Genomic DNA, 12,035 nt, shown 5'->3' on the forward strand with positions numbered 1-12,035 from the left:
TCTTCGCAATGCGTCAATCACGGCCCGGTGCGGCGACGGGCGGCGGCCCGCGGCAGCAACATGGCCTTGAAAGCGACAAGAAAACCCTTCAAGTTGCGTGGGTTGGCAGGGGCCTCCGGCGAGAGCCCGCTGTGTTCGACGACGACCCGACAAAATTCAACCCGACCCGGATATGTCATTGACGATGGCCCAAGGAATTAAGCGCCTGGGGATGCCGATCGCGGCGCTTTTCGGCCTGGCGCTGGTCGGGCTGGTCGGAACGTCGTGGTTCCTCAACCGGGACGCGCTGCAGCGCGCGGTGGAGGCGCAGATCCGCGCCGTGACCGGGCTCGAACTCGTCGTCAACGGCCCGATCGACGTCTCGGTTTTTCCGGGCAGCTACGTCTCCTTTCATAATGTCGGGCTGAAGGGCGCCGATACCATCGGTCCCGCCCTGCAGGTCGACGTGCTGACCGCCAATCTGCGCCTGCTGCCGCTGTTGCTGCGGCGGTTCGAGATTGCCGACGTCATGATGCTCCGTCCGCATATCCATGTGGTCCGCGACGGCGCCGGCGAGAGCAACTGGACGCCGTTCGTCGAGACCATCGCCAAGGCGATGACGCCCGGCGCCGAGAACCAGGTGTCGTTCTCCGAAATCCGGATCCAGGACGGCGAGCTGAACTACCAGGACGGCACCAACAACATCTCCGAGCAGCTCGGCGATATCGACCTGTCGCTGGCCTGGCCCTCGATCTCGCGTTCCTTTGCCGCAACCGGCCAGTTCGACTGGCGCGGCGAACGCGTCGACGGCTCGATCAGCGCCAGCGACTTCGTCGCGTTGCTGTCGGGCGACCGCTCCGGTCTGAAGGCACGGCTCGCCAGCGCGCCGCTGAAAGTTGCTTTCGACGGAACCGTCGCCAACCGCACCAGCCTGATGATGGAAGGCGTCGCCACCATGGACTCACCGTCGCTGCGCAACGCGTTGCGCTGGATGGGCCAGGCCCCGCCCGGCGGCGGTGGCGGCTTCGGCCGCTTCGCGCTGAAGGCCCGCGCCAATGTGGTCGGCGGCTCGGTCGCGCTCACCAATGTCAATGTCGAGCTCGACGGCAACGTCGCCGAGGGCGTGATGACCTACGCCAATAACGGCCGGCAGACGCTGCAGGCGACGCTTGCCGCCGGCAACCTCGATTTCACGCCTTACATCTCGACGTTCCGCCTGCTGGCCAGCGGCCAGCGCGACTGGAACAGGCAGCTGTTCGACCTTTCCTCGCTGTCGTCGACCGATCTCGACATGCGCCTGTCGGCGGCCAAGGTCACGGTCGGCCCGTCCAAGCTCGGCCGCACCGCGTTCGGCGCCAATCTGCGCGGCGGCGCGCTGGCGCTCAGCGTCGGCGAGGCGCAGATGTATGGCGGCATCGCCAAGGGCTCGTTCGCGATCGCGCGCTCGGATGCGGTCGCCGACGTCAGGGCGCAATTCCAGTTCACCGATGTCGATCTGCAGGCCTGCGCCAGCGAATTGTTCGGCATCAACAAGCTGTCCGGCCGCGGCAACCTGAACGTCTCGCTGACCGCCTCGGGCTCGAGCCCGTTCGGGCTCGCGTCGTCGCTCGACGGCACCGCGACGCTGAATGGACATGACGGCGCGATCGCGGGCTTCAATGTCGAGCAGCTGTTGAAGCGGCTGGAGAAGCGGCCGCTGTCCGGCGGCGGCAATTTCCGCTCCGGCTCGACGCCCTACGACAATCTCAGCATCTCGGTGAAATTCGCCGACGGCGTCGCGACCGCTGACGACATTCATGTCGAAAGCCCCACCGCGAAGATCACGCTGACCGGCACGGCCTCGGTGCCGTCGCGCGAATACGATCTCAAGGGCGTCGCCAGCCTGACCTCGGCATCGGCCGGCGGCAACGGTTTCGATCTGCCCTTCGTGATCCAGGGCCCGTGGGACGATCCGCTGATCTTCCCCGATCCGGAAAGCCTGATCCGCCGCTCGCCGGCCTCCGCTCCGCTGCTCGATGCGGTGAAGGATCGCAAGACCCGTGACGCGGTGCGCTCGGTGATCGAGCGCTTCACCGGCGGAGGAGCCGCACGGCCCGCGGCGGCGCCCGATGCTGCGGCAGGCGCGCCCGGCGGCGCACCGGCGGCGTCGGCCGAGAATGCGAAGTCGAACTGAATCCATTCACTTTGCGCATCGATGCACCGGGACCGATCCACGCGCTCGCCGCAAACCCCTACACAAGTCGGCGGCGCGACATCTTTATCGGGTCACGGGCATGCGCTAGTGTTTTCTCCAACCGGTTAAAAAGCCGGCCTCATGAGGGAGAACAACGTGAGATCCAAGGTTATCGGTGCGCTATCAATTGCGGTCGCCGCGGTCGGCCTGTTCGCCGCAACTGCACCCGCTCTGGCCCAGGGCAAGACGATCACCGTCTGGTGGGGCAAGGGATTTTACAAATCCGAAGACGACGCGCTGCTCGAGACGATCAAGAAATTCGAAGCCAAGACCGGCATCAAGGTCGAACTGTCGCAATACGCGATCCAGGACATGATTCCGAAGACGGTCGCCGCGCTCGATTCCGGCACCGTGCCCGACGTCGCCTATTCGGACACCTACGATGTGCAGGCCCAGGGCAAATGGGCCTATGAAGGCAAACTCGAGGATCTCTCCGACATCCTGCTGCCGATGAAGGACGCGTTCGCGCCGAACACGCTGGAGACGGCGCTGCTCTACAACGACGTCGCCAAGAAGAAGGCCTATTACGGCTTCCCGCTGAAGCAGCAGAGCATGCACGTCCAGATCTGGGGCGACATGCTCGAGAAGGCCGGCTTCAAGGCCGCCGACATCCCGACCAAGTGGGAGGATTACTGGTCGTTCTGGTGCGACAAGGTGCAGCCGGCGATCCGCAAGGCGACCGGCCAGCGCATCTACGGCGTCGGCCAGCCGATGGGCGTGGAATCCACCGACTCGTTCCAGTCGTTCTACACCTTCATGGACGCCTATCATGTCAAGCTGGTCGACGACGACGGCAAGCTCCTGGTCGACGATCCCAAGGTGCGCGACGGGTTGATCCACGCGCTGAAGGACTACACCGACACCTACATCAAGGGCTGCACGCCGCCCTCCTCGACGACCTGGAAGGATCCGGACAACAACGTCGCCTTCCACAACAAGACGATCGTGATGACCCACAATTTCACGATCTCGATCGCGGCGAAGTGGTTCGAGGATTCCACCAACCCGGCGCTGACCGACGCGCAGCGCGCCGCCGGCAAGCAGGCCTATGAGCAGGACATCATCACCGCGTCCTTCCCCAAGGCACCGGACGGCTCGACCATCAAGTACCGCTCCGACGTCAAGACCGGGCTGATCTTCGCCAACGCCAAGAACAAGGCGGAAGGCAAGCAGTTCATCGCGTTCCTGATGCAGGAAGACAATGTGCGGCCCTATGTCGAGGGCGCGCTCGGTCGCTGGTTCCCGGTGACCAAGGCCAGCCAGGCGAGCCCGTTCTGGCAGGCCGACCGGCACCGCAAGGCGGTGTGGAATCAGTTCACCGGCGGCACCGCGCCGTTCGACTTCACCAAGAACTGGAAGTTCACCATCCTGAACAACGAGAACGTCTGGGCCAAAGCCATGAACCGCGTCGTCAGCGAGAAGGTGCCGGTGGACAAGGCCGTCGACGAACTGATCGCCCGCATCAAGCAGGTCGCGGGGTAACATCAACGATGACCGGCACTGCCGACACTTGCTCCGCGTCGTCCCGGCGAAAGCCGGGACCATACGCCGAGGCAGTAATTTGGGAGCAGGCTGGTCGACGGCTTTCTGGCAACGGCCGGGCCCTGTGGTTATGGGTCCCGGCCTTCGCCGGGACGACGACGTAGGCGACATCGACGACGTAAGCGACATCTTAGAGTAATCGAATGGCGATCACACTCTCCGCATCCGATGTCCCCTCGCCGCCGTTGTCGGCGCGGCTGTCGCCGCCGCAGGTCTGGGGCATCGTGCTGCTCGCGCCCTATCTGCTCGTCTTCCTCGCCTTCGTGGTCTATCCGGTCGGCTACGGCCTGTGGCTGGCGCGCCATCCGGCGAGCTATGTCGCGCTCTATCACGACCCGATCTTCGCGCGCGCGGCGATCAACACGCTGATCTTCCTGGTCATCGGCATCAACATCAAGATGCTGATCGCGCTGTTCCTGTCCGGCTTCTTCGCCCAGCAGCGGCCCTGGATCAGGTGGCTGTCTGTCATCTTCATCCTGCCCTGGGCGGTGCCCTCGATCCCGACCATCCTGTCGGTGCGCTTCATGCTCAATCCCGAATGGGGCGTGGTCAACCAGCTGATCTTCAAGTTCACCGGCGACGACGGCCCGAACTGGCTGAACGATCCGTCGGTCGCTTTGGCGATGGCGATCGGCGTGCACATCTGGAAGTCGCTGCCGTTCTGGACGCTGATCCTGCTGACCGGGCGGCTCGCGATCTCGCACGATCTGTACGAGGCCTCCGACGTCGACGGCGCCAATTGGTGGCAGAAATTCCGCTACATCACCTGGCCGTCGATGCAGACGCTCTACATCACCTGCACGCTGCTCTCGATGATCTGGACGCTCGGCGACTTCAACAGCGTCTACTTGCTCACCGGCGGCGGCCCCGCCGACCTCACCCACGTGCTGTCGACCCTCGGCATCCGCTATCTGCGCCTCGACCAGCTCTCGCTGGCGATGGCCTCGATCGTCTGCGCCATGCCGTTCGTGCTGCCGCTGGTCTATTTCATGATGAAACGGTTGTCGCGATGAAGCTGCCCACCCTCCGCGAAGTCGGTACCGAAGCCAAGCTGCTGCTGATCGGCATCCCGGTCTTCATCTGGACCATGATCCCGATCTACCACATGTTCGTGTTCGCGATCTCGCCGAAGGAGGACGCGTTCACCGGCAAGCTGTGGCCGACGCATCCGACGCTGCACAATTTCTCGATCGTGTTCCACCAGCAGCATTACTTCCTGCGCGACTTCTGGATCCAGTTCTGGAATTCGACCGTGATCGCGCTCGCGGTCGGTGCGCTGACGTTGTTCGTCGCCACCGCCGCCGCGTTCTCGATCTCGCGGCTGCGCGTGCCGGGCGGCCGCGCCGTCATGAACATGGCGCTGTTCACCTACTTCATTCCGGCCGCGTTCCTCGCCGTGCCGATGTACCGCACCATGGGCAATTACGGCCTGCTCAACAATCACTGGTCGCTGATCCTCGCGATGGTGACGATCGCCGCGCCCTACGCGATCTGGGTCCTGAAGCAGGCCTCCGACAAGCTGCCGGTCGAGCTCGACGAGGCCGCGACGATGGACGGCGCCACCACACTGCAGCTGTTCCGCCTGGTCTATGTGCCCTTGATGATGCCGTCGCTGGTCGCGGTCGGCACCTATGCGATCCTGCTCGCCTGGAACGAATATCTCTACGCGTTCCTGCTGCTGTCGAAGGACACCGACATCACGCTGCCGGTCGCGCTCGGCAACTTCCTCGCCGCGGACGACTCGCCGTGGGAGCTCCTGATGACCACCGGCTTCATCTACGCGCTGCCGCCGGCCGCGGTCTATTACGCCTTCAAGCGCTACATGGTCGGCGGGCTGACGGCAGGCGCTGTCAAGTCGTGACGCGCTGTCATTCCGGGATGGTGCGTTAGCACCAGACCTCAGATGCGCAATTGCGCATCGGGGAATCTCGAGATTCCGGGTTCGATGTTTCACATCGCCCCGGAATGACGGAAATTACAGCGGCGCGGCGCTCTCGCCGCGCGCGCTCGACAGTTTCGACGCGAACGAGGCGATCACGATGATCACGGCAATCAGCGCGATCCCCAGCGTGCAGATCGCGTTGATCTCGGGTTTCACTCCGAGCCGGACCTCGGAATAGATCCGGATCGGCAGCGTCGCCGAACCCGGGCCGGTGGTGAAGCTCGCGATCACGACGTCGTCGAGCGACAGCGTGAAGGCAAGCATCCACCCCGCCACGATCGCCGGCACGATCAGCGGCAGCGTCACCAGGAAGAACGCCCGCACCGGATCGCAGCCGAGGTCCATCGCGGCCTCCTCCAGGCTGCGGTCGAGCGTAGCGAGGCGCGACTGCACCACGACCGTGACGAAGCACATCGTCAGCGTGGTGTGGGCGATCGTCACCGTCCAGAACCCGCGCTCGGCATTGAGCGCCACGAACAAAAGCAGCAGCGACAGGCCGGAGATCACCTCGGGCATGACCAGCGGCGAATACAACATGCCGGAGAACAGTGCCCGGCCCCGGAACCGCTCGCCGCGCGCCAGCCCGATCGCCGCCAGCGTGCCCAGCAGTGTCGCCAGCGTCGCCGACACCGCGGCGACCGACAGGCTCATCCACGCCGCTTCCAGCATGGCGCGGTCGCCAAAGAACTCGCGGTACCAGCGCAGCGACCAGCCGCCCCACACCGTCACCAGCCGCGAGGCGTTGAACGAGTAGATCACGAGGATGACGATCGGCAGATAGAGGAACGCCAGCCCGAGCGCCAGCGACGTCATGTTGAAGCGGGTGAGCCTGGTGAGCCTGGTGACGGGGCGCGCCATCAGCTGTTGGCCTTGAGCTGACGCCGCTGCAGGCGATCGTAGAGTACGAGCGGCGGCACCAGCAGCAGCAACAAGGCGACCGCGGCGGCCGATGCGACCGGCCAGTCCTTGTTGGTGAAGAACTCGAGCCACAGCGTCTGCCCGATCATCAGCGAGTTGGAGCCGGCGAGCAGGTCGGGGATCACAAACTCGCCGACAACAGGAATGAAGCAGAGTAGCGCGCCGGCGCCGACGCCGGGCAGCGACAGCGGGAATGTCACCAGCCAGAACGCCTGCAACGGCGAGGCGCCGAGATCGCCCGCGGCCTCCAGCAGCGACGCGTCCATCCTGGAGAGCGTCGCATAGAGCGGCAGGATCATGAACGGCAGATAGGAATAGACGATGCCGAGATACATCGCGCTGTCCGTCGACAGCCAGACCACCGGCGCGGACACGATGTGCAGCGCCAGCAGAACCTGGTTGAGCAGGCCGTCATGCTGCAGGATGTTGATCCAGGCATAGATGCGGATCAGGAACGAGGTCCAGAACGGCACGATGACCAGCATCATCGCCACGCCCTGCCAACGCTGCGGCAAGCGCGCCATGCCGTAGGCAATGGGATAACCGATCAGGAGCAGGATCAGCGTCGCGGTCACCGCGACGACGAGGCTGCGCAGATAGGACAGGATGTAGAGATTGTCCGAGATCAGCAGGCGGAAATTGTCGAACGACAATTGCGCGAACGCCGCGGCCAGCGCCGCGCGGCCCTCAGTGAACTCGAACACCGGCGTATAGGGCGGCTGCGCGATCGCGGTCTGCGACAGGCTGATCTTCAGCACGAAGCCGAACGGCACCAGGAAGAACAGCACCATCCACAGATAGGGCGCGATCGCGGCGAACCGCGCCGGCCGGGCGAAGATGCGGCGCGCGCTCATTGTTCGAGCACCAGGCAATCGTCGGCGGTGAACCATGCCACCACACGCTGGCCGGCGAGATAGGCATCTACATCGAGCCGCGCGGTGTTGGCCATCGACGCGCGCACCACCGCGCCCGTCTCCAGCTTCACCCGGTAGCTGGTCACGCCGCCGAGATAGTTGACGTCGGTGACGACGCCGTCCAGCCGGTTGATCGCCTGCGACGCGCCGCCGTCCGTTGCCGGCGCGCGGCGCGACAGCTTCACCTTCTCGGGGCGGATCGCGACGGCAACGACCTGCCTGGTCACCGGCGGCCACAGCTCGCTGACCGCCAGCCTGCCCGCATCAGCCGTCGCGACCGTCAGGCGCCCGTTCTCGCGGGACGTGACCTCGCCGTTGAACAGATTGATGTCGCCGACGAACTCGGCGATCCAGCGCGAGGCCGGCGCCTCGTAGAGATTGCGCGGGGTGGCGACCTGGACCAGACGGCCGGCATCCATCACCCCGATGCGGCCGGCCATCGTCATCGCCTCCTCCTGGTCGTGGGTGACGATGATGAAGGTCATGCCGAGCCGGCGCTGCAACTCCATGAGCTCTCCTTGCGTGCTCTCGCGCAGCTTCTTGTCGAGCGCCGCGAGCGGCTCGTCGAGCAGCAGCACCTGCGGGCGCCGCGCCAGCGAGCGCGCCAGCGCGACGCGCTGCCGCTGTCCGCCGGAGAGCTGGTCGGGCTTGCGCTTCTCCATCCCCTCGAGCTTGACGAGCGCCACCATCTCGGCGACGCGGGCCGCGATGTCGCCGCGCGCCATGCCGGCACGCTTCAGACCGAAGGCGATGTTGTCGCGCACCGACAGATGCGGGAACAGCGCGTAGTTCTGGAACATCATGTTGACGGGCCGCTCATGCGGCAGCACCTGCGCGATGTCGCTGCCGCCAAGCAGGATGCGGCCCTCGTCCGGCGTCTCGAAGCCGGCGAGCATGCGCAGCAGCGTGGTCTTGCCGCAGCCGCTCGGGCCGAGCAGCGCGAAGAACTCGCCGGCGCGGATATCGAGCGAGAGCTTGTCGACCGCGCGGAAATTGCCGAACGACTTGGCGACACCCTCGACCCGCAGCAGCGGCATGTCCGAGACGGCCGGTTCAGGCAACGGCCTTGCCGCCTCCGCACTCGCTTCGCCCGATGTCACGTCCGTCAGCCCCGATTCCCCGTAAGGTCCGATTCTGGCGGCAAGCTAGCGGTGGATCGCCACCGGCTCAACCGCCTCACGGACATCTCCCGCAATATTGTCGGCGTCCGCGCCTCTGCTAGACTCCGCAGCCAAATCCGGGAGGGCAACCGATGATTCACGACCGCTACGGCCTGCCGCTGACGACGACCTCGGACCGCGCCGCCGCCTACTATGTCGACGGCGTCGATCGCATGCTGGCGGCGCTGCATGGCGCCGATGCGGCGTTCGAGGCCGCGATCGCCGAGGACCCCGATTTCGCATTGGCCCATATCGGCCGTGCCCGCGTCCACCAGCTCAACATGGAAGGCGCCAAGGCCCGCGCCAAGGCGGCCGATGCACGGCAGCTGGCCGCGGCCGCAAGCCGGCGCGAGCGCCAGCACATCGAGATCATGGCGTCTGTGATCGAGGGCCAAGGCAAGAAGGCGATGGCCGCGGCCGAGCAGCATCTCAGCGAATATCCGCGCGATGCGCAGGTGCTGTCGCTGTTGCTCGGCGCCTTCGGCCTCTATGCGTTCTCCGGCCGGCCCGATCATGACGCCGCGCGGCTTGCCGTCTGCGAGCGTTACGCCGGCGACTATGGCGACGATTGGTGGTTCCTCACCTATCTCGGCTGGTCGAAAACCGAGGCCGGCGATATCGTCTCGGGTCGCGCCATCACCGAGCGCGGCTATGCGCTGAAGCCGGAGAACGCCGGCGCCGCGCACGCGGTCGCGCATGCGTTGTTCGAGCAGGGCGACGCGGCGGAAGGCCGCAGCTTCCTTTCCGCCTGGCTGCCGGCGAATGACCGGACGAGTTTCCTGCAGGGCCATCTCGCCTGGCACCTGGCCTTGATTGCGATCGAGGAAGGCGACGCCGACAGCGCGCTCGACATTTACGAGCAGCACATCAAGCCGGCGGGCCGCCCCTATCCGCCGCTCAATATCTTCACCGACACGGCCTCGCTGCTGTGGCGGCTGACGGTCGCCGGCAAGACCGGTCTCGAGCAGCATTGGAAGGATGTCGCCGCCTATGGCGACGGCTACTTCCCGAAGGCCGGCGCGCATTTCGCCGACGTGCACCACGCGCTGGTCGCAGCCACGACCAACAACGACGCGCTCGAGGCGCGGCTGGTCGAGATGGCCGCGCGCGCTGCCGACGGCAGACTGGCGCCGGGCCCCGCGGCGATCGGGCTCGGCCGCGGGATCGCGGCCTTCGCCGCCGGCGATCACGACGACGCGGTGCGCATCCTTGCGCCGCTGATGCCAGAGCTGGTGCGAATCGGCGGCAGCCATGCGCAACGTGAATTGTGGGAGGACACCTTCATCGTCGCATGCCTGCGCGCCGGCCAGGGCCGGCAGGCAACGAGCCTGATCTCGGAGCGGCTGCATCGCCGTCCGTCCCGGCGCGACCTCGCCTGGTCACAGGAGGCGGCCCGGCAATAGCCGCTGCTGGAGCTCTCCTCCTTCCCTGAAAGGGGGAAGGTCGGGATGGGGGTCGGCCACGAACGACACCGGTTGTCATGGAGGCAGAATCCCCACCCGCTTTGCTCTGGCGAGCAAAGCGACCTCCCCTTTTCAAGGGGAGGTTTGAATCGAGCTCAATCCATCTTCGCCATGAACGCCGCAAGCGCGTCGCGATCGGCTTGCGGCATGGTCAGCCCGAGCTTTGAGCGGCGCCACAGGATATCGTCGGCAAAGCGCGCCCATTCCTTGCGCATGAGGTAGCGCACCTCGGCGCCGGTCAGTTCGGGACCGAAGGCCGGGCCGAGATCGGCCTTCTCTTTGGCGTCGCCCAGAACATCTCTGACGTTCAGCCCATAGGCGGCCACCAGCCGCCGCGCCTGCGCCTCGCCGAGGAAGCGCCAGCGGTCGCGGGCGATGTCGACCTCGGTCTCGAAGCGCTGCCACGCGAACTCGCCGCCCGGCAGCGGCGCCGTTGCGGTCCAGCGCGGCGTCATCGGATAAAACCGCGTGAACTCCGACACCGTCCGCTCGGCGCGGCGCCGCGCGGTGGTGACGTCGCCGCCGAAGATCGTAAGCAGCGGCGCCTTGCCGCGCCTGACATCGAGCAGCGCTGCGCCATCGCTCATGTGCCGGCGCGCGGGCACGAGCACGGAATTGGCACCGGAGACGGTCCGCAGCACATCGACTGGAGCGATCTGTTCGCGAAAGTAGCGATTGGCGGCGTCGCAGAGATAGGCCTCCTCGCGCACACCAATTGCGACAACCGCCGGATCACCCTTGAAGGGATGACTGACGCTGCCGATCAGGGTGAAGTCGCGCTCGTAGGGACTGGCGAAGATCAACCGGCCGTCAGGGTTCTGAAACACATAGACGTTGTCGCAGTCGAACAGGCGGCGCACCACGATCTGGCTGATCTGCACGGTCGCAAGCTGCGGCGCAGGCACCCGCAGCACGATGTCGGCGACCGAGGCGGTCCACGCGCCGGTCGCGCTGACCAGCGCCCGCGCCGTGATCACCCGCCGGTAGCCGCGGTCGATCACGACCAGCCGCCAGGTCTCGCCGCGCTCGGCCCGGGTCACGCGCGCGCCGGTGCGGATATCGGCGCCGCGCGCCGCGGCATCGACGGCGGTGAGCACGACGAGCCGGGAATCGTCGACGACGCAGTCGGAATATTCGAACGCGGTTCCGAACGGCCGCTTCAGCGCATTGCCGACCGGATGGTGGGTGACATCGAGCGTCGCCGAGCGCGGCAGACCGCTGCGCGAAGTCAGCCGTTCGTAGAGCAGCAGCAACGACCGCAACTGCCACGGCGGCCGCTCCTCGGCATGCGCCGGGATCACGAAGCGCACCGGCCGCACCAGATGCGGCGCAATGCGCAGCAACACGTCGCGTTCCCTCAGCGCCCGGCGGACGCGGAAGAACTGCCGCCGTTCCAGCCCGGCCAGATCGCCATGGACCAGCCGCGGCGAAGCCTGCGATGCGCCGGAACCGAGATCGCCCTGCTCCAGCAGGATCACGCGCAGGCCGCGGCCGGCGGCATCACGGGCAATGCTCGTGCCGTTCAGGCCACCGCCGATGATCGCGACGTCGTAGTCCGCCATGCGCAACGCCTATCGCATTTCAATGCGAACAAAAGACGGGTTCGCACGAAAAATGCGTCAAGGCGCGGCGCTGAGCTACATGATGTCCGGGTGAATCACGGCACACTCACCTTCCCGCTTGCGGGGGGCGAACGTACGCTTGCATGATTTCGGAATATTGGAATAATGCCCCTGAGTTGCCCGACGTGTCAAGTAGCCTGCTCGAACGCCGGCCGCCGCCGGCTACTTTGCATGGGGTTGTTTTCGATATTTTGGCAGCGCTCCTCCTGCGACGGCCCGCGAGCGGGAGAGGCACACCGTCTTCGCGACGGCTATCCAACCT

General features: G+C 66.0%; 9 protein-coding genes. 5 read left to right on the top strand and 4 right to left on the bottom strand.

Going from position 1 to position 12,035, the window contains the following annotated elements; all coding sequences use genetic code 11:
* The first annotated feature begins 184 nt into the window (after positions 1-184).
* From ACVMB1_RS28225 to ACVMB1_RS28240, 4 genes are all read left to right on the top strand, one after another.
* Positions 185-2,152 carry an AsmA family protein gene (locus tag ACVMB1_RS28225; protein WP_076829623.1) on the top strand — a complete coding sequence of 656 codons (1,968 nt, stop codon included), beginning with the start codon at positions 185-187 and terminating at the stop codon, positions 2,150-2,152.
* A gap of 156 nt (positions 2,153-2,308) precedes the next feature.
* Positions 2,309-3,694, top strand: coding sequence for an ABC transporter substrate-binding protein (locus ACVMB1_RS28230; protein ID WP_057019053.1), 1,386 nt, complete (start codon positions 2,309-2,311; stop codon positions 3,692-3,694).
* Positions 3,695-3,897: 203 nt separating this feature from the next.
* The gene (locus ACVMB1_RS28235) at positions 3,898-4,767 is read left to right on the top strand and encodes a carbohydrate ABC transporter permease (protein WP_076829621.1); all 870 of its coding nucleotides are present in this window, start codon (positions 3,898-3,900) and stop codon (positions 4,765-4,767) included.
* The gene (locus tag ACVMB1_RS28240) at positions 4,764-5,615 is read left to right on the top strand and encodes a carbohydrate ABC transporter permease (RefSeq protein ID WP_076829618.1); all 852 of its coding nucleotides are present in this window, start codon (positions 4,764-4,766) and stop codon (positions 5,613-5,615) included. Before ACVMB1_RS28235 ends, ACVMB1_RS28240 begins: the two co-directional genes overlap by 4 nt.
* A gap of 114 nt (positions 5,616-5,729) precedes the next feature.
* Here the strand turns inward: ACVMB1_RS28240 and ACVMB1_RS28245 are convergent, their stop codons facing one another.
* The 3 genes from ACVMB1_RS28245 to ACVMB1_RS28255 are packed head-to-tail and all read right to left on the bottom strand — an operon-like array spanning position 5,730 to position 8,565.
* Positions 5,730-6,554, bottom strand: coding sequence for an ABC transporter permease (locus ACVMB1_RS28245; RefSeq protein ID WP_076829616.1), 825 nt, complete (start codon positions 6,552-6,554; stop codon positions 5,730-5,732).
* Positions 6,554-7,468 (bottom strand): ABC transporter permease, encoded by a 915-nt coding sequence (locus ACVMB1_RS28250; RefSeq protein ID WP_057019022.1) that lies wholly within the window; start codon positions 7,466-7,468, stop codon positions 6,554-6,556. Before ACVMB1_RS28250 ends, ACVMB1_RS28245 begins: the two co-directional genes overlap by 1 nt.
* Positions 7,465-8,565 carry an ABC transporter ATP-binding protein gene (locus ACVMB1_RS28255; protein ID WP_244558894.1) on the bottom strand — a complete coding sequence of 367 codons (1,101 nt, stop codon included), beginning with the start codon at positions 8,563-8,565 and terminating at the stop codon, positions 7,465-7,467. The genes ACVMB1_RS28250 and ACVMB1_RS28255 overlap by 4 nt, the downstream gene beginning before the upstream one ends.
* Positions 8,566-8,861: 296 nt before the next feature.
* Here ACVMB1_RS28255 and ACVMB1_RS28260 point away from each other — a divergent pair, with 296 nt between their 5' ends.
* Positions 8,862-10,091 (top strand): tetratricopeptide repeat protein, encoded by a 1,230-nt coding sequence (locus ACVMB1_RS28260; protein ID WP_083715101.1) that lies wholly within the window; start codon positions 8,862-8,864, stop codon positions 10,089-10,091.
* Positions 10,092-10,246: 155 nt separating this feature from the next.
* On the opposite strand, the gene ACVMB1_RS28265 is transcribed toward ACVMB1_RS28260, so the two are convergent.
* Complete coding sequence (locus ACVMB1_RS28265) at positions 10,247-11,713, bottom strand: glycerol-3-phosphate dehydrogenase (RefSeq protein ID WP_076829611.1); 1,467 nt, start codon at positions 11,711-11,713, stop codon at positions 10,247-10,249.
* Positions 11,714-12,035 lie beyond the last annotated feature (322 nt).

The sequence above is a fragment of the Bradyrhizobium sp. USDA 4504 genome (assembly GCF_054063995.1).